General features: G+C 63.0%; 16 protein-coding genes. 3 read left to right on the top strand and 13 right to left on the bottom strand.

Translation table 11 applies throughout. The annotated features are described in order from the left end of the window. Nucleotides 1–3 precede the first annotated feature (3 nt). The 3 genes from B5T_RS16525 to dinB form a co-directional block, all read right to left on the bottom strand. Nucleotides 4–219, bottom strand: a complete 216-nt coding sequence (locus B5T_RS16525) for a DUF5683 domain-containing protein (RefSeq protein WP_014995672.1) — start codon at nucleotides 217–219, stop codon at nucleotides 4–6. Further along, entirely contained in the window at nucleotides 216–1,613 is a 1,398-nt protein-coding gene (gene ppnN, locus B5T_RS16520) for a nucleotide 5'-monophosphate nucleosidase PpnN (RefSeq protein WP_014995671.1), read from the bottom strand. The genes B5T_RS16525 and ppnN overlap by 4 nt, the downstream gene beginning before the upstream one ends. Before the next feature lie 191 nt (nucleotides 1,614–1,804). Next, on the bottom strand, nucleotides 1,805–2,893 hold the full coding sequence (gene dinB, locus B5T_RS16515; protein ID WP_014995670.1) for a DNA polymerase IV: 1,089 nt from the start codon (nucleotides 2,891–2,893) through the stop codon (nucleotides 1,805–1,807). Between the two features lie 184 nt (nucleotides 2,894–3,077). On the opposite strand from dinB, the gene B5T_RS16510 reads away from it, so the two are divergent. Next, nucleotides 3,078–4,736 (top strand): FAD-dependent monooxygenase, encoded by a 1,659-nt coding sequence (locus B5T_RS16510; RefSeq protein WP_014995669.1) that lies wholly within the window; start codon nucleotides 3,078–3,080, stop codon nucleotides 4,734–4,736. Here B5T_RS16510 and B5T_RS16505 read toward each other — a convergent pair. Both B5T_RS16505 and B5T_RS16500 read right to left on the bottom strand, forming a co-directional pair. After that, nucleotides 4,703–6,409 carry a S1 family serine peptidase gene (locus B5T_RS16505; RefSeq protein ID WP_014995668.1) on the bottom strand — a complete coding sequence of 569 codons (1,707 nt, stop codon included), beginning with the start codon at nucleotides 6,407–6,409 and terminating at the stop codon, nucleotides 4,703–4,705. The two genes, B5T_RS16510 and B5T_RS16505, sit on opposite strands and share 34 nt — an antisense overlap. A 67-nt stretch (nucleotides 6,410–6,476) precedes the next feature. After that, nucleotides 6,477–7,427, bottom strand: coding sequence for a GGDEF domain-containing protein (locus tag B5T_RS16500; RefSeq protein ID WP_014995667.1), 951 nt, complete (start codon nucleotides 7,425–7,427; stop codon nucleotides 6,477–6,479). 203 nt (nucleotides 7,428–7,630) lie between these two features. Between B5T_RS16500 and ppc the strand changes: the two genes are divergently transcribed. Next, entirely contained in the window at nucleotides 7,631–10,294 is a 2,664-nt protein-coding gene (gene ppc / locus B5T_RS16495; RefSeq protein WP_014995666.1) for a phosphoenolpyruvate carboxylase, read from the top strand. A 139-nt stretch (nucleotides 10,295–10,433) separates the two neighbouring features. On the opposite strand, the gene B5T_RS16490 is transcribed toward ppc, so the two are convergent. Next, nucleotides 10,434–11,180, bottom strand: coding sequence for a dienelactone hydrolase family protein (locus B5T_RS16490; protein ID WP_014995665.1), 747 nt, complete (start codon nucleotides 11,178–11,180; stop codon nucleotides 10,434–10,436). 156 nt (nucleotides 11,181–11,336) lie between these two features. Here B5T_RS16490 and B5T_RS16485 point away from each other — a divergent pair, with 156 nt between their 5' ends. Then, nucleotides 11,337–11,747: a DUF3830 family protein gene (locus B5T_RS16485; RefSeq protein WP_014995664.1), complete on the top strand. Its 411-nt coding sequence runs from the start codon at nucleotides 11,337–11,339 to the stop codon at nucleotides 11,745–11,747. An 81-nt stretch (nucleotides 11,748–11,828) separates the two neighbouring features. Here the strand turns inward: B5T_RS16485 and B5T_RS16480 are convergent, their stop codons facing one another. From B5T_RS16480 to B5T_RS16450, 7 genes are read right to left on the bottom strand one after another with little or no spacing between them, the layout of a single operon-like run. Next, on the bottom strand, nucleotides 11,829–12,443 hold the full coding sequence (locus B5T_RS16480) for an LOG family protein (protein WP_014995663.1): 615 nt from the start codon (nucleotides 12,441–12,443) through the stop codon (nucleotides 11,829–11,831). Next, nucleotides 12,440–13,222: an ABC transporter permease gene (locus B5T_RS16475; protein ID WP_014995662.1), complete on the bottom strand. Its 783-nt coding sequence runs from the start codon at nucleotides 13,220–13,222 to the stop codon at nucleotides 12,440–12,442. The genes B5T_RS16480 and B5T_RS16475 overlap by 4 nt, the downstream gene beginning before the upstream one ends. Beyond that, complete coding sequence (locus tag B5T_RS16470; protein WP_014995661.1) at nucleotides 13,219–14,037, bottom strand: ABC transporter ATP-binding protein; 819 nt, start codon at nucleotides 14,035–14,037, stop codon at nucleotides 13,219–13,221. The genes B5T_RS16475 and B5T_RS16470 overlap by 4 nt, the downstream gene beginning before the upstream one ends. Further along, nucleotides 14,019–15,491 (bottom strand): dihydroorotase, encoded by a 1,473-nt coding sequence (locus B5T_RS16465; protein WP_014995660.1) that lies wholly within the window; start codon nucleotides 15,489–15,491, stop codon nucleotides 14,019–14,021. The genes B5T_RS16470 and B5T_RS16465 overlap by 19 nt, the downstream gene beginning before the upstream one ends. Nucleotides 15,492–15,501: 10 nt before the next feature. Next, the gene (locus B5T_RS16460) at nucleotides 15,502–16,293 is read right to left on the bottom strand and encodes an SDR family NAD(P)-dependent oxidoreductase (protein ID WP_014995659.1); all 792 of its coding nucleotides are present in this window, start codon (nucleotides 16,291–16,293) and stop codon (nucleotides 15,502–15,504) included. A gap of 7 nt (nucleotides 16,294–16,300) precedes the next feature. After that, entirely contained in the window at nucleotides 16,301–17,329 is a 1,029-nt protein-coding gene (locus tag B5T_RS16455) for an ABC transporter substrate-binding protein (protein ID WP_014995658.1), read from the bottom strand. Between the two features lie 42 nt (nucleotides 17,330–17,371). Then, nucleotides 17,372–18,145 carry a cysteine hydrolase family protein gene (locus B5T_RS16450; RefSeq protein WP_202803014.1) on the bottom strand — a complete coding sequence of 258 codons (774 nt, stop codon included), beginning with the start codon at nucleotides 18,143–18,145 and terminating at the stop codon, nucleotides 17,372–17,374. Between the last annotated feature and the right edge of the window lie 57 nt (nucleotides 18,146–18,202).

Below are 18,202 nucleotides of genomic sequence, written 5' to 3'. Positions count from 1 at the left end.
GTGTCAGCGTGTCAGCGTGTCAGCGTGTTCCTGCGCCTTGTGCCAGGCGGTCCAGGCGGCGATCAGATGGCATACCCAGCCGAACAGGCCGCCGCTGCCGATCCATAGTCCCGGTGTCACTATCAGCCAGAACAGTGCTCGCCAGATATGGCCGTTGTAGAGCTGGCCGGCGCCCGGGATGACAAAGCTCAGCAGCGCGGCGAGGGTGCTCGGTTTCATGAACCCAGCCGGTAGCAGGGTTGATAATAGCTGCCGGGCAGTTTCATGCGCTGTTGCTCGACGAACGCCTTCAGCAAAGTATCCAGATGGGTCATCAGGCCCGCCTCCGCGTGCAGCTCATAGGGGCCGCGTTCCTCGATGGCACGAATGCCCGCCTCCTTCACATTCCCCGCCACGATGCCGGAGAACGCCCGGCGCAGGTTGGCGGCCAGCTCGTGCACCGGCAGAGAGGTGCTCAAACGCAACTCCGCCATGGCTTCGTGGCTGGGCTCGAACGGTTGCTGGAATTCCAGCGGCACGGTGAGTCGCCAATTGAAGTAAAAGGCATCGTCGTTTTCGCGGCGAAACTGGGTCAGTTCCCGCACGCCCTCGCGCACCGCCAGCGCCACCGCTTCCGGGTCGTCGATGATGATGCGATAGCGGCCGGCCGCTTGTTCGCCCAGGGCGTAGCGGATGAACTGATCCACCTTGTGGAAGTACTCGGCGCTGTCCGCCGGCCCGGTGAAGACCACGGGAACCGGAAGATGCTGGTTGGCCGGATGCAGCAGGACGCCGAGCAGATAAAGAATCTCCTCGGTGGTGCCGACACCGCCGGGAAAAACGATGATGGCGTGGGCGACCCGCACGAACGCCTCCAGACGCTTCTCGATGTCCGGCATGATCACCAGTTCATTGACGATGGGGTTGGGGGCTTCGGCGGCGATAATGCCGGGCTCGGAAATCCCCAGATAGCGGCCATTACGACGGCGCTGTTTGGCGTGGGCCACATGGGCACCCTTCATCGGGCCTTTCATGGCGCCAGGGCCGCAACCGGTGCAGATGTCCAGATGGCGCAGCCCCAATTGATAGCCCACGCTCTTGCTGTAGTCGTACTCTTCCCGGGAGATCGAATGGCCGCCCCAGCACACCACCAGATTGGGGGTCTCGCCGGCGTGCAGCACGCCGGCATTGCGCAGGATATGAAATACCGCGTTGCTGATGCCGTCGGTGCTGTTCAGATCGAAACGGCCGCCGGTGTGAATCTCGTTGGCCACGTAGACAATGTCGCGCAGTACCGCCGAGAGATGCTCGCGGATACCACGGATCATGCGGCCATCGACGAAAGCACCGGCCGGTGCGTTGTCCAGCTTGAGCATCAGGCCGCGGTCTTCCTGCATCACCTGGATATCGAAATCCGCGTAGGTTTCCAGCACCTGGCGGCTGTCGTCGGTGGGAGTGCCGGCGTTGAGCACCGCCAGCGCGCAGCGGCGCAGCAGATCATGCAGCCCCCGTGACGAGGTATCACGCAGACGTTCCACCTCCTGCTGGCTGAGTACTTCCAGGCTGCCTTCCGGGGCGACGATAGTGGACACTGTGGCCGGCCGCGTGGCGGTGGCCGCGTTAATGACGGTCATTCAGGGCGGTTCCTTGCTCCAGGGGTTCAGACCCCTAATCTGAGGGCTGGTGATGGGGGAATCAAGGTTCCTGACCAGCTACAAGTCCACTGTAGGAGCTTGCCCTGCAAGCGAATTGAGCCTTGCTTAAAGAATTCGCTTGCAGGGCAAGCTCCTACAGCGGCGTTGTTACTCTTGGGTGTCGTAGCGTTTCACTGCCGCTTCTCCCGCAACGCCCGTTCCCTCTCCTCCGGGAACAGGTCCGGTTGTTGCGGAGACTTCAGATCACGCAGGCGGGCGCCGATGCCGAGCAGGCGCACCGGGGCCGAATGCCGCTCCCACAGTTGCCGCAGCAAGTGCTCGAACACGGCTTTGTCCAGGGCGGTTTCGGTGTGGTCGGCGCTGACGATGCGGAAGTCGTTGTAACGCACTTTCACCGTCAGGCCCTGCACCAGATAGTGGCTGTCGAGACGGTCCAGGCGCTGCTCCAGACGGGGCATCAGTGCCGCCAGTTCCCGCAGCCAGTCGCTGAAATGGGTCAGGTCCTGGTGGTAGGTCTCCTCCACGCTGACCGATTTGCGCCGCCGGCTGGTCTGCACCGGCCGGTCGTCCTCGCCCCGGCACAGGTGATACAGGCGCTCGCCAAAGCTGCCAAACTGCTGAGCCAGTTCCAGCCGGCTCAGAGGCTGCAGATCGGCGCAGGTGCGGATGCCCTGCAGCGCCATTTTCTCCGCGGTGACCCGGCCGACGCCGAAGATGCGGGTGACCGGCAACGCCGCCACGAACGCCGAGACCTGATCCGGCGCGATCACGAACAGGCCGTCCGGTTTGCGCCAATCGCTGGCCACCTTGGCGAGAAACTTGTTCGGCGCCACGCCGGCGGACACGGTGATGCCGACGTTGTCGCGTACCCGCTGGCGGATGGCCTCGGCGATACGCGTGGCACTGTTGCTGTGCAACGGGCTCTCGCTCACGTCCAGGAAGGCCTCGTCCAGGGACAGCGGCTCGATAATCGGAGTAAAGGTTCGAAAAATGTCCTGAATCTGCGCGGAGACCCGGCGGTATTTGTCAAAGTCCGGGCGCAGTATGACCAGCTCCGGACACAAACGCAGGGCCTGGGCGGAGGACATCGCCGAGCGCACGCCGAAGTCCCGGGCCGGATAATTGCATGTGGCGATAACACCCCGGCGCTGGGGATCGCCGCCCACCGCCACTGGCCGGCCGCGCAGGCGCGGCTCGTCGCGGACTTCCACCGCGGCGTAGAAGCAGTCGCAATCAACGTGGATGATTTTGCGGCTCATGACGCTTCCGGGGGCAGGAATGGGCGGACCGCGACGCGCGGGCGGCCCTGGATGTGATACATTTCGTCGCGGTGCCGGTGGCGGGTTGCACGGGCATCCTCGACGGCGGGGCCGCCGTCGCATCTGTTCCGGGGAGCCGGCCGCGCATGACGGCTTTTCATACACCGATTGTAGCATCGCATTCATGATCACGGGATCACGTCAAGCCAAAGTACTGATCGTCGGCGCCGGCCCCACCGGCCTGACCCTGGGCGTCAATTTGCTGCGCGGCGGCATTCCCTGCCGCATCATCGACCGCCTGCCGCAACGCCGGCCCTGGTCCAGGGCGCTGGGGCTGCACGCCCGCACCCTGGAATTCCTCGACGCCATGGGGGTACTGCAAACCCTGCGTGAACGCAGCCGTCCGATTCGGGCAGTGAATCTCCATGGCGAGAAAGGGCCCCTGCTGCATCTGGATTTCACCGCCCTGGACACGCCGGAGCCGGCCCTGCTCAGCTGCCCGCAGTCACAGGTGGAAGCGGTGCTGGAGGAACGTTTCCGTAGCCTTGGCGGGGAACTGTGGCGCGACGCCGAACTGCTCGACTGCTCACAGGATGGCGCCGGGGTGCGGGCCCGGGTCCGTGTTGGCGAGCAAGTCACCGAAGTGGAAGCAGAGATCCTGGTGGGCGCGGACGGCGCCCATTCCCGGGTGCGGGAATTGCTCGGCCTGCCCTTCGAAGGCATGGATTACGAAGAGACCTTTCTGCTGGCGGACCTGGATATGGAACTGGATCTGCCGGAGGATCAGAGCCACGGCTTCCTGCTCCCCGGCGGTGCCCTGATGGCGATTCCGCTACCGTCCGGCTGGCGTTTGATCACCGTGCTGGAAGAAGACGCGGAACCGGGGCCGGCGGACCCGGAACGGGATCTGGCGCTGTTGAGCGAACGCCTTGTCCAAGTGCTGGATCCGGTGCCGGAACTGCCGGAGCCGATCTGGTTGACGCGCTTTTCGGTGCACCGCCGGCTGGTCAGCCATTATCGGCGCAATCGTATTTTCCTCGCCGGCGACGCCTGCCATATCCAGAGTCCGATGGGCGCCCAGGGTATGAACACCGGGATCGCCGACGCCGTGAATCTGGCCTGGAAACTGGTGCTGTTCCTGCGTGGTTACGGTGGTGGCGCCTTGTTGGACAGCTACCAGCAGGAGCGCCGGCCGGTGGCGGTGGAGATGCTGCGTGAAGTGAATTTACTGTCCCGGACCTCGACGTTACGGCGGCCATTTCTGCGTGGTGCCCGGGATTCATTGTTGAAGCTGACCGGCCAGCGCGGGCCGGCGGAAAACAAAGTAATGCGTCGGGCCAGCCAACTGGACATCCACTATCGCGCCTCGCCGCTGGTGGACGCCGGTCCGGACGCGGATCTGGGGTGGCGGCATCAGGGGCCGCTGCCCGGCGACCGGGTGCCGGATGTGTCCCTGGTGTCGCTGCACGATGGCGGGCCCCGGCATTTGCACGGCCTGCTGCGCCAGCCGGTGCATCACCTGCTGCTGCAACCGGGCGAAGCCCCGGACCATCCCACCCGGGTTATCCTGCATGCGCTGCTTTCCAGGGTGCCGGACGAATACCTCAATGAGCTGCGCATTACCCTGATCCTCAATGAGCCGCCGGAAGGGGCCGCGCCGGACATGGCGCCGGGGCGGGCCCACCTGTGGCATGACAAGGACGGTGATTTCGCCGAGCACTTCGGTAATGGCAGCCGTTTATGGCTGATGCGCCCGGATGGCCACCTGGCTTACCGGGCGCCGTTGTCCGACGCGGACTTCCTGCTGGCTTACCTGGAGCGGTTGTTCCGGCGCGGCGTCTGAGCACGCAGCGCCAGCCCCGCCAGAGCAAGCAACCAGCCGACGCCGAACGAGCCGCCACCGCCCGAGCCGCCGCTGTCGCCATCGCCACTGTCGCTGGCCGCCTTGACGCCGGAGTAGGCCACGGTCAGTTCGTGCTGGTTATTATCCTGGGGAAAGTCTTCGCCATTCTGGTCGGCGGCGGCCAGGGTCAGCGTGCCGCTCTCCGGCGTTCCGCTGGTCAGCGTCAAGGTGAAATCGACACTGGCACCGCGGGCCATGGGCCCTATCCAACACAACGTATCGCACTGGACAGTATCGTCACCGCTGGCGGTGGTGCCGGCGGGCAGGGTCAGCTCCACGCTGGCATCGCTGGCGGCGTTCACGGTGGAGAGATTGCTGACCCGCACCGCGATGGTGGCGATGCCCTGGCCATTGCTGTCCAGATCAGCGGATGTCTGCTCGGCGCTCACGGTGAGGTCCGGCCGGTTGGAGAAGACCACCGTGACCGGGGCCTGATTGTTCTTGATCCGGTATTCATCTTCGTCGCTGCTCACCGCCAGGGTCAGGATGGCGTCGGTTTCGGTGACGCCGTTGTGGCTGACTGCCACCTGCCCGTTGCTGTCGTTGCCGGCGGTCAGGGGGAACGTCAGGGTGCACTGGTCATTGCCCGCCAACGGGCCGCCGTTGTTGTCACAGTCGCTCCACTGCAAAGAAGCGTCGATGCCGGTGGTGTTGGTGGCGGCCTGGATCATCACGTTGCGGGCGCTGTTTCGCAGGCTGCCGTTGGTGACCGTGGCGGGGACCGTGATCTGTCCTCCCAGAGAACCGTAGTAGCGTTGCGGATCGCTGCTGACGCTGACGTCCACCAGGGGGCTGTTGGCTTCCACGAAGTCCACCATGTTCAGCACCCGGTTGAACACGGTGGGGCGGCCGGCCTGGCAATTATCGGTGGAGCCAAAGCTGGTCAGCCCGACGATATAAGGCGCCGGATCGTCGCCCAGAATCAGCGGACCGCCGGAGTCGCCCTGGCAGGTATTCTCGGTCTCGTCATCTTCCGGGTTCAATTCGGTGGCGCAGAGGACGCTGTTCTCGACCGGCGTGAGAAAACCATTCCAGCTCTGATTGCAGGTGGAAAACGGCACATAATCCAGAGCCACCTGCTGTAGGGTGTTGGAGACCGTTGGATTATCCGGATCGGTGACGCCCCAGCCGATGGCGGTGACGGCCTCGTCGTGGCCCATGGCGTCGCGGGCAAGCAATTCTTCGAAATGGGCTTCGTCCACCAGACTGGGCAAGGAAGACACTTCGATGGCCCTGCTCAAGTGGACCAAGGCGATATCGTTGCCAATGGGATTGGCTTCGTTGTCGTAGCCGGAATGCAGACGATACTCATCCGCCTCCCGGGTTGGATTGGTCCCCTTCGGGCCACTGCCGATGTGAACGGTGATGGTGGACACGTCCATTGCCTCGCCGTCGTCGTTAAAAAAGCAATGAGCGGCGGTCAGTACCCATTCCCGGTTAAGCAGGGAACCGGAGCATGAGTTCTCGAAACCGTTTCCCAGATCGAGGGCGACCCGTGTCGCCCAGGGCCAATCACCGGTGGCGTCCTCGCCGCCGACGATATAGGTCTGGAAATCATCCGCCAGGGCGGGGCCGGATAAGGCAAGCGCAAGAAGGGTAAGGCGGTAGACCATAACGTTTCCCCTGTTGTCGGCATGGGGTTGGCCGGGTCTCCCTTCCCGGGTTTCCTGTGTTTTCTTCTTAATCCAGCGGCGGCGCGTAGACCAGCCAGTGGGTGTCATCATCCCGGCTGCGGGGCAGGGCCTGCTGCAAATGATGCAGTACCTGTTCCAGGGCCAGGTTGGAACTGTTCAGGGTCAGCACGGCGGCGCGCAGATCCGGCACCCGCTGGCGCAGGTGCTCGATCACCTGGCTGGCTTCCGCGCCGCCGGTACAGGGCAACAGCAAAGCCAGTTGATGTTCATCGTTGCGGGCCACCACGTCGCTGCGACGCAGCCTTTGGATGATGACGTCCGCCAAACCATTAAGGTCATCGTGTTGCAGCAACACCACGGTCAGTGGCGAGGACAGGCGATCGTGCAGGGGAATCATCCAACCGGCGGTGCTGACCAGCGCGGCGCGGCTGATGAAACCAGTTTGTGGATCGTTCCAGGCCGCTTCCAGGGCGGACCGGCCCAGCACCTGATTGCGCCATATCATCAGCCCGAAATAGATCATGCACACGGTCAGCGCGGCGAGCAGGAACAGGCTGGCGGAAGCCGGTTGCGTGGCGCCTTCCGGCAAATACGCCATGCGGATCGGCAACACGATGGCCAAGACCACTTCGGCGGCCAGCAGCATCACCAGGAAACGCTTGAGACCGTACAGCAGGCCGTTGCTGAGCACCGCCAGGAATAACAGCGCCATGGTGGGCGGCGGCTCGCCGCCATCCAGCAGCATCACCACGCCGAGCACCACCATGTCCAGGGTCGAGGCGAGAATGACCGCGTAATCGGCACGGCTGACCAGCAGCAGCAACTGCAGCCCCAGATAGGCGCCGGCGATCAGCCAGGGGGTGCTTTCCGGCACCGTGACGAAGAACTGCGGGGTGTGATGGAAGTAAATCACCGCCAGCACGGCGAACAGGGCCCGGGCCAGATACTGCAGAATGATGGCGCCCTGTTCGGAGGACACGCGGTTGGTCGAGTTCATTGAGGTTCCGTGGATAACCAGATGCGCCTATGTTGCGGTAGCTGGCCCGGGGAATAAAGACTTGCAATGGGCGTAATGTTGTAAAAAGGTATTTTGCGCGGCCTTTCTTGCCACGGACCATTGTTGCCACGGACCATAGTGCTATTGCCTGTCCCCCCGTTCCCGGTAGCATGAAGGATCTCTATTAACGGAGAGACGTATTGATGGAACAGGATCAGCACGCGCCGTTGCGCGAAGATGTCCGTTGGCTGGGGGAGCTGCTTGGCCACACGTTGCGTGAGCAGGTGGGAGAGAACCTGTATGAAACGGTGGAGAGGATCCGTCTGGCGGCGGTGGAAACCCGCTCCAACGATGAAATGTCGGTGGCGCGTCTGCGGGCCCTGCTCGATCCCCTGGAAGATGATGCCCTGCTGGAAGTGGCACGGGCGTTCAGCCAGTTCCTGAACCTGGCCAACATCGCCGAGCAGCATCATCGCGAACGTCTGCACCGTCAGCATCAGCGCTATCCCGGCGACCCCGACAGCGATCAGGGTTTGCGCAATGTGCTGGAGCGGCTGTCCGCCAGGCAGGTGTCGGCGCAAACCGTGCGCGACACCCTGACGGACCTTTCCGTGGAACTGGTGCTCACCGCTCATCCCACCGAGGTGACCCGGCGCACGTTGATTCGCAAGTACGACCAGATGGCGGACCTGCTCACCGAATCGGATCGCCCGGATCTCACAGGGGAAGAGCGGCAGCGACTCGAACAGCGTTTGCGCGAGCTGATTATCTCCGCCTGGAGTACCGACGAGATTCGTCGCGAGAGACCGACGCCGGTGGACGAAGCCAAATGGGGTTTCGCCACCATCGAACAAAGCCTGTGGCGGGCGGTGCCGGACTTCATGCGGCAGCTCGATGAGGAACTGCAACAGGCCGGTCTGCCATCACCGCCGGCGGACTGGGTGCCGGTCCGCCTGGCCTCCTGGATGGGCGGCGATCGTGATGGCAATCCCAACGTCACTGCCGCGGTCACCCGCGAGGTGCTGTTGCTGGCGCGCTGGATGGCGGCGGACCTGTATTTGCGTGATGTGGAGAATTTGCTGGCGGACTTGTCCATGCATCGGGCCAGCGACGAACTGCTGGCTCGCACCGGGCCCAGCCACGAACCCTACCGCGTGGTACTGCGTGATGTGCGTGACCGCCTCAAGGTGACCCGGCGGCGTATGGAAGCGCTGGTGGAAGAACGGCCGGTGCCGGATGGCGAAGGCTTTCTCAACGGTGCCCAGTTGCGTGACGAATTACGCTTGCTGGACCGTTCCCTGCGCGCCGTCGGTCTTGAGTCCATCGCCAACGGCCAGCTCAAGGACACCCTGCGCCGCCTGAGTTGCTTTGGCATCACGTTATTGTGTCTGGATGTGCGCCAGGAGTCCGGCCGGCACGCCGACACTGTCGATGCCATCACCCGCTACCTGGAACTGGGCTCCTATCTGGAATGGGATGAAGCCGAGCGGCAACGTTTTCTGCTGACCGAGCTGGAGAATCGCCGCCCATTGGTGGATGACCTCTTCTACCAGAGCGAGCTGTGCGACCCGCAGGTGCGTGAGGTGCTGGATACCTGCAAGGTGATCGCCGAACAGGGACCGGAAGGGTTGGGTGCCTATGTCATCTCCATGGCGCACGCCCCCTCGGATGTGCTGGCGGTGATGCTGCTGCAGAAGATCGCCGGGGTGACCCGGCCGATGCGTGTGGTGCCGCTGTTCGAGACCCTGGACGATCTGGACAACGCCGGGGAGACCATGTCCGCGCTGTTGTCGATTCCGTTTTATCGGGAGCGGGTCAAGGGCGGCCAGGAAGTGATGATCGGCTATTCCGATTCCGCCAAGGACGCCGGTTTTCTCGGTGCCGCCTGGGCCCAGTTTCGCGCCCAGGAAAAACTCACCGCGCTGTTTCGTGAGCACGGCATACCGCTGACCCTGTTTCATGGCCGTGGCGGTTCCATTTCCCGTGGCGGCTCGCCCACGCGCATGGCGCTGCTGTCCCAGCCGTCCGGTTCGGTGGCCGGGCGCATCCGTGTCACCGAGCAGGGCGAAGTGATTCGCTTCAAATATGGCCGCCCGTCGGTGGCCGCCTTCAATCTGGAGCAGTACGTCGCCGCCACCCTGGAAGCGACGCTGCTGCCGCCCCGTGAACCGCAGCCGCAATGGCGCGAGCAAATGGAAAAGCTCACCCGGGTATCGGTGGAAGGTTACCGTCAGGTGGTGCGCGATGATCCGGCGCTGGTGCGTTATCTGCGCACGGTGACGCCGGAGACCGAGCTCAGTCGTCTGGCTCTGGGCAGCCGCCCGGCGCGGCGTAAAAGCGACGGCGGTATTGAATCCCTGCGCGCTATTCCCTGGGTGTTCGCCTGGACACAGATCCGTCTGATGCTGCCGGCCTGGCTGGGCACTGGTGCCGCCCTGGAAGCCGCCTTGCAAGATCAGTCCGACACCGACCAGGTACGGGAAATGGCCAGCCATTGGCCGTTTTTCCAGGGCGTGGTGGACATGCTGGAAATGGTGCTGGCGAAAGCGGATTCTCGGGTGGCCGCCTGGTACGAAGAGCGGCTCACCGATGACGCCGACCTGATGCGGCTGGGCGATTCCCTGCGCCAGCGTCTGGCCGGCACCGTGGAGGCGTTGGGCCGGCTCACCGGCCGTGGCGATCTGCTCGACAACAATCCGGTGATGCGCTGGTCGATCCGCGTGCGCGATCCCTACACCGATCCGCTGCACCTGTTGCAGGCGGAACTGATGGCCCGTCTGCGTGACCGCGATTCCGACAGAGTGCTGGAAAGCGCCTTGATGGTCACCATCGCCGGCATCGCCGCCGGCCTGCGCAACACCGGCTGAGCGGTTGTGTCCCAAGAAATTCGCCAGCAAGGCTGGCTCCTACAGACTATGCTACAAGGCCGCTGTAGGAGCTTGCCTTGCAAGCGAATCCGGTCTTCGTGGTCCCTCTTGGCGGGACACCGCCGGGCGATGTTCCGCTTTAGCCATGAAGAGCAGGTTCCGACTCCCGCAATGTTTTCTCGAAAAACGACAACACCCGGCGCCAACTGTCCTCGGCGGCGTCGGGATCGTGCCGGGAGCGCAGCGGTGAGTACCAGCCCAGTCGCTTGAAGGTGAACGTCTGGTGGTCGTTCATATAGGAATGGCCGGCGTGATCGTAGGTGCGTATGTCGTGGGGAACGTCGAGCCGGGTCAGATGGCCGGCCAGCCGGTCACCGTGATTTCCATAAATCAGATCCTTGCGTCCCCAACCGCCCACCACCGGGCAGATGCCGTGGAGTGATTCCGCCTTTTTCGGCACACCGCCATAGAACGGCGCCACCACCTGTATCGGCGCCCGCGCCGCGAACAGCAGGGCAAAACGGCCGCCCATGCAGAAGCCCATGACCCCCACCTTGGTGACCTCGGCGTCGCGTTGTTGCAACAACCATTGACGGCAGGTTTCCAGTTGTTGGAAGGCGAACCCGCGTCCCCGTTCATGATCACGCAGTGTTCTCACCACGCAGGAGGCTTTGCCGCCGGCCTGGTCGTAGAGGTCCGGCGCCAGCACCGGGTAGCCGGCGCTGGCCAGCCTCTCGGCGATCCGTTGCAGATCCGGCGTGAAGCCGAAGATGTCGTGAATGACGATGATGCCAGCGCCGAGGCCGTTGTTCCGGTCCGGAACGATCCAGCGCGCCCGCATCGGATGGCCGTCGGGCAAGGACAGGTTTATCGCTTCAGCGTTCATGGCAGGGTCCTGTCGTGGATGAATGAGCCGGAATCAACCGTTGCCTTTCCGGCAACGTTGTCGTGGTTTTAAACCACCTTTCCGGACCGGTAAAAGCCGGCGCTTTTGGGTATTGTTAAGCCGGCAATATTGCTCATTGCTTGTGGATAACATTCTATGTCTTTGATTCGTATCACCGCCGGCGGCTTTACGTTTATCGCTGAAACCCAGGCCGATGCGCCGAACACGGTGGCGGCGTTCGAGGCGCTGCTGCCTTACCGTCAGCGCCTGATTCATGTGCGTTGGAGCGGTGAGGGCTGTTGGATTCCGCTCGGTGACTGGCAGTTGGGCGTGGCATTCGAGAACCACACCAGCCATCCCTCGGTGGGTGACATCCTGTTCTACCCCGGCGGCTACAGCGAAACCGAGATCATTATGGCCTATGGCAGTTGCTGCTTCTCCAGCCAAATGGGCCAATTGGCCGGAAATCATTTTCTCAGCATTGTCCAGGGCAAGGAGAATTTGCGCGCGCTGGGGCAGAAAGTGCTGTGGGAAGGAGCGCAGGATATCGTTTTCGAGAAAGCGTGACGGTCAGAAAAACGCGGTCGTCACTGGCGACAGCGCGAAATCCGGAAGGGCGCGGCTAGCGTGCCCTCCGACGGCCCCGGATCAGGAGCCGGGCTGGCCGATCCATTTGTTGACGTCCGGCGGAACCCACTGCTCCAGCGCGGCCAGTAACGCCGCCGGCGTATCCGCCACGGCGATGAGATCCAGGTGGGCGGCCGGCATGAACCCTTCGGCCGCGGCATGGCTCAGTAACGCCTGCAATGGCGAATAGAAGCCGCGAATATTCAGCGCGCCACAGGCCTTGCTGGGGCGGTTGACGTGATCACGCAGCTGGCTCAGCGTTGCCGCTTCCAGCAACTCCTCCAGGGTTCCCAGGCCGCCGGGCAGAGCGATGAAGGCGTCGGCCAGTTCCGCCATGCGCGCTTTGCGCTGGCGCATATTGTCCACCACTTCATGGCCTGAGAGCCGGGGATGGAGATGGCCGCGTTCGAACAAGCGGCGATTGATGACACCAAACACCTCTCCGCCGGCGGCGAGGGCGGCGTCCGCCGCCACCCCCATCAGCCCTTTGCTGGTGCCGCCGTAAACCAGGGTAATACCCTGCTCCGCCAGCAGTGTGCCGAGGGCCGCCGCCTGTTCCCGGTAGTCATCGTGGGTGCCAAAATTGGAGCCGCAGAATACGGCGATGCGTTGTAATGTCTGAGTGTTCTGGTTCATGTCATGTTCTCGGTTTTGCGATGGGCCCAGCCGGTAACGCGGTGCTCGACGTAAGCGGAAAGCGCGTACAGCAACACGCCCATTACCGCCAGAATGATCAGCCCGGCGAACACCAGGGCGACGTCGAAGTTGCCGCTGGCGATCATCATGACGTTACCGATGCCCTTGTTGGCGGCCACCGACTCGGACAGAACGGTGCCGACGAAAGCCAGGGTGATGGCGACTTTCAGGGATGCGAACAAGTAGGGCAGTGCCCGCGGCAGACTGACATTCCAGAGAATATCTCTTTTGCTGGCGCCGAGTACCTTGAGCACATCCTCGAATTCCGGCTCGGTGCTGGCCAGACCGGTGGCCACGTTGACCACCACCGGGAAGATACTGATGATCATCGACGTGAGCACCGCCGGGACCGTGCCGGCACCGAACCAGACCACGAAAATCGGCACCACGGCCACCTTGGGAATACTGGAGAATCCCACCAGTAGCGGATACGCCACATTGTAGGCCAGCCGCGAGGAGCCGACCATGACGCCGAGCAGTACGCCGCTGATCACTCCCAGGGCAAAACCCAGCACCGTGGTGTAGAGCGTTTGCACCGTGTGTGGCCAGAGCAGCGGCATTTTTTCAAACAGGACCAGGAAGATTTGTGTCGGCCGTGGCAACACCAGATCGGAAACCTGGAACGCCAGGCAGGCCAGTTCCCAGAACAGAAAAAAACCGATCAGTACCATGACCGACAGCAGCCGCTGGCGTTGTTGGGTATTCAGCGGTTTCATCATGCGCTCTCCTGGGCGGGTTCGTCGGCGCGGGCGTTGGCAATCTGTTTGCGCAGGCTGTGAATCAGACTGACGCACTCCGGTTGGTAAGCCGTTTCCTCGCTGCGTGGGCGAGGAAAGGGCACCGGACAATCTTCCAGGATGCGCCCGGGCCGGGACGACATGACGCAAACCCGGTTGGCCAGATACGCCGCCTCGCGCAGATCGTGGGTAACCAGCAGGACTGTGGAGCCGGTGTCCATCCACAACTGCTGGAGAATGCCCCAGAGTTCCTCCCGGGTGAATGAATCGAGGGCACCAAAGGGCTCGTCGAGCAATAATAATTGCGGCTCGTGGATCAGTGCCCGGCACAGCGAGGCCCGCTGTAACATGCCGCCGGACAGTTCCCAGGGCCGTTTGTCACCGAGGCCGGCCAGCCCGACCCGGGCCAGCATGGCATCGGCTTTTTCCGCGAATTCGCCTTTCTTTTTGCGCGCATACTGGCTGCGGTATGGCTCGACGATTTTCAACGGGATCATGATGTTTTCGCGGATCGTCAGCCAGGGCATCATGGTCGGATTCTGAAACGCCAGACCGATGCCGATGCCTTTGTAGTTGGCTTCGCGGCCGTTCAGCAGCACGCCTCCGGAACTGGCGGTGAGCAATCCCGCCACCAGTTTCAGAATGGTGGATTTGCCACAGCCGCTGGGGCCGACCAGGGCGACAAAGTCGCCGCGGTCGATGCGCAGGCTGGTCTGTGCCAGAGCCAGGGTGCCGCTCTCCGGATCGCCGTAGCGAACGGTAACCTGGGACAGTTCGATCAGCGGTGTATCTTGCATGATGCTCCCCCGGCAGTGGCTCTGGCTTCCCGCTCCGCCGCGCCCGGCTCGGTGATGGCACGGGTGGTGGTGTCCGGGTGAGCGACCCGCGCGGGCGGCATTCGTTGCACCGGTTTTATCGATTGGCCCCAACCCGCGGTGTGTTCCAGCAGCTCACCGTCACGCACCACGAAACGACCGCGCACCATGGTGTGCAGTGGGCAGCCTTTGACTTGCCGGTCGTGCCAGGGGGAAATCTTGCCGATTGACTGCAGGCGGTACTGGGAGAGATTTTCGCTGCGGCCCATGTCCACCAGGACGATATCGGCATGGGCGCCGGGGGCGATCACCCCTTTGATGCCCTGCAAACCCCAGGCCCGGGCCGGGGCTTCGGCACTCCAGCGCACATAGTCGGTGATCGCCGCGCGGCCGCCATTGATTTCGGTGAGCATCAGCGGCATCTGCGTTTCCACGCCGGGAAAGCCGCAGTCGCATTCCCAGATATCGTCGCGGGTTTTCTCCTCCGGCGCATGGGGAGCGTGGTCGGTGGCGATCATGTCGATCACGCCGTCGAGCAGGGCCCGCCATAACGGCTCGTTGTGGCGTGGTTCGCGTACCGGTGGATTGACCCTTAACAGACCGCCCAGATCGAGCATATTGACGGTATTGAGCAACAGATACTGGGGACAGGTTTCGGCGGTAACATCGACGCCGCGCCGTTTCGCTTCACGCAACAGATAAAGGGAATCCGCGGCACTGTGGTGGGCGATGTGGACCCGTGCGCCAGTCCACTCCGCCAGAGTGATGATGCGGCCGATGGCCTCGATTTCAGCAACCGCCGGCCGCGCCGCCAGATGCGCCAGGGGATCGGTACGGCCGGCGTCACGCAGATGTTTCTGGCGCCGTGCCATGATTGAGGAATTTTCCGCGTGCACGGTGGTACGAATACCCAGCGGCGCCAGTGTTTCAAAGCCTTCCAGCAGAGCGCCGTCACTGGGGGCGGGCAGATTGCCGAAGGTGTTGCCGACGAACGCCTTGAAACTGGTGGCGCCGCCGTCGAGCAGGTCGATGAGGGTTGCCACTGTGCTGTCGTCGAACAGCGCGTGGATGCCGAAGTCCACATAGGAACTTTCCGCCGCCTTCAGTTTCATCGCCAGGGCTTCCAACGTGCCGGTGGGCGGGTTGGTGTTGGGCATGTCGAACACCGTGGTGACGCCGCCGCAAGCGGCCGCCGCCGAGCCGGTTTTCCAGGTTTCCTTGTGCGGATACCCTGGATCGCGGAAGTGGACATGGCTGTCGATGGCGCCGGGCAACACATAGAGCCCTTCGGCGGACACCGTTTCCCGTGCGTCGGGCATAACCGCATCATCGCCGACGGCGACGATCAGACCATTATCGATGGCTACGGAGGCTTTCACTATCCGCTGGGACGACACCACGGTGCCGCCGCGAATAACCGTATCTACCGTTTTCATACTCTTCTCCTTATAAGGCGGCCCAGCCGCCATCCACCGGCAGGTCCACTCCGGTGATCTGGCGTGACACCTCGCTGGCCAGGAACAGGCAGGCGTGCGCCACGTCCTGGTCGGTAGTGACACGCCGCAGGGCATAGTCCTCGGCGTGACGCTGCATCGCCTGTTCCAGCGAAATGCCCTGGGCGGCGGCCATGTTGGCGCAGACTTTGTCACGGAAGCGGGGGCCGTCGACCATGCCCGGTGCCACGCAGTTGACGTTGATGTTGTGCGGGCCGGCTTCGATGGCGAAGCTCTTGGTGATGCCGCGCAGTCCCCATTTCGAGGCGGAATAGGCCATACGCCCGGCGCGGCCGTGCATACCGAAGGTGCCGCCGACGTTGACGATCTTGCCGCCGCTGTTGGCGATCATGCCGGGCAGCACCGCGCGCATGGTGTTGAAGCAGCCGGTCATATTGATCCGGACGATGTCGTCGAATTCTTCCTGGGTGGTCTCCCAGCCGGTCTTGCCGATCGGGCCGGAGCCGCCGGCGACATTGATCAGGGCGTCGATGGGGCCGAGTGTTTTTTCCGCTTCAGCGACCATCGTGTTCACTTGCGCACCGATGCTCAGGTCACAGCGCAGTACCGTGGCGGTCACGCCCAGAGCACGGGCTTCCTCGGCGACCGGTTCAATCGCCGCGATGTCCCGGCCGGTAAGCGCCAGATTGGCCCCTTCGGCGGCGAACGCGAGGGTGACGGTCCGGCCCATGCCCTTGGCCGGGCCGGTGATGATGACGTTTTTTCCTTGCAGATTGAGCTTCATGCCGTCCTCATTTCAATTGATGAATACGATCTTCCTCGGCAGGCAGGAAACGGCTGTCGAAGATTTGTTCCACGGTGGGGACGCGCGGCAGGTTTTTCGCTTGCACGTCGATATCGATGCTGCGTTTGAGACGGGCCTGATCCACCGCGCCCAGGCCGATTTTCCCGATTTCCGGGTGGTTCATTTCCCATTGCAGAGTGGCCAGAAGACGGGCTTTCTCCACTTCCCTGTTCAGCAGTGGTTCCTGCTTCAGCACGTAGTCGACGCCGGCGTCCGGATCGGCGATCACTTCCTTGATCGCTTTGTTCAGCGCCCGCACGAAACCGTGCACGACTTCCGGTTTTTCGTTGATGATGTCCTGGGAGAAGAACACCGCGTTGGAATACAGATCCAGACCATGGTCGCTGTAGCGGATGAAGCGCAGGTCCTGGTCCGGGTTCATGCCCACGAGTTTGGCGGAGAAGCGGATCGTATTGAGGTAACCAAAGATGCCGTCGGCACGGTCACGCAGCAGCGTTTGTTCGCGCAGGTTCGGCGCCACGTTGAGAATGTTCACCGAATCGGTGTCCAGGCCGACCTGGCGGGCCAGCGCCGGGAACAGTTTCAGCGCGCCGTCGTTGGCTGGGCCGGCCAGGGTTTTACCAGACAGATCGCCCGGTGTTTTGATGTCACTGCCGCTTTTTACCGCGATCACGAACGGCGGCGTGTTGTAGATCATGTAGACCGCCACCGGGGCGCGATCCGGATGGGTGGCGGCGGCCTCGATGATGGCGTTGGTGTCGCCGAAGCCGACGTCATAGGCGCCGCTGGCGACCTTGCCGATGGACGCGGCGGAGCCTTCGCCCTGGTCGAGCACCACATCGATGCCTTCCTCCTTGAAATAACCTTTTTCCTTGGCCAGGAAGAACCAGGCCTGGGAGCCTTCGTATTTCCAGTTGAGCACCATCTTCAAACGGGTATCAGCGCCGGCCAGGGCGGCGCTGACCAGCAGGCTGGCCATAAGGCAGTAGCGAAGCAGACGGGTAAACGATGTCATGGCAAATCCTTAACGTTGGCGGTTATGGAATGAAAACCGGTGTCACGGTGCGCAGGCGTCGAGCAGATGCGTGGCGCGGCCGACGAAGCCGTGTAATTGGCGAACAAGAAAATAAATGGCGTCGCTGACGTACTGTGGAGAGGGCGTGCCGCACGCGTCTTCGAGCAGCACGCAGTCGTAACCAAGAAAGGCGGCGTCCTGCAGTGTGCTGAACACGCAGCGGTCGGTGTTGATGCCGGCGAACAGCAAAGTGGTGATGCCACGCTGACGCAGCACCGAATCCAGCTCACTGTCCCAGAATCCGCTCAGGCGATGTTTGTGAATCAACAAATCGCCTTCCCGCGGCGGCAGTTCATCGACGTTGCGCGCGCCCCAATCGCCGGCCACCACGGCGCGGCTGTCCTGGCCGGGGAGGGCGTCGCCGTAACCAATACCGTCGGGCAGACGCCGTCCCTTGTGCAATTGGGTGGGGCTGAGATTGGCGCAGTCTGGACGAATCCCCCAATTCAGCCACAGCACCGGGTAGCCCAGTGCGCGCCAGCCGTCCACCAGCGGGATCAGGGTGGTCAGCGGTGAGCGCATCGGTGAAATATCGACTCCCTGGATACCGAACCAGCCTTGCGGGTGGCAGAAATCGTTCTGCATGTCGACCACCACCAACTGGGTACGGTTGAGGTCCAATTCGATGCATTCCGGCTGCGCCTGCATCGTAATGGGGCGGGCCGGCAGGGGAAATCGGATCAGGCTGACGCCCTGTTCGGTGTCATGCCATTGTTGGCTAAGGGGGGGCATCCTGGTGGTCGGGGGCTGGGTCATGTCCGGCATCGCTCTTCACGTTGTATTCAACGCCAGTAACCAAGCACGCCACGTGCC

This window comes from Alloalcanivorax dieselolei B5 (assembly GCF_000300005.1).
In the GTDB taxonomy this organism is placed as follows: domain Bacteria; phylum Pseudomonadota; class Gammaproteobacteria; order Pseudomonadales; family Alcanivoracaceae; genus Alloalcanivorax; species Alloalcanivorax dieselolei.
The sequence above is the reverse complement of the archived record's forward strand: the minus strand, read 5'-3'. Positions and strand labels throughout refer to the sequence as shown.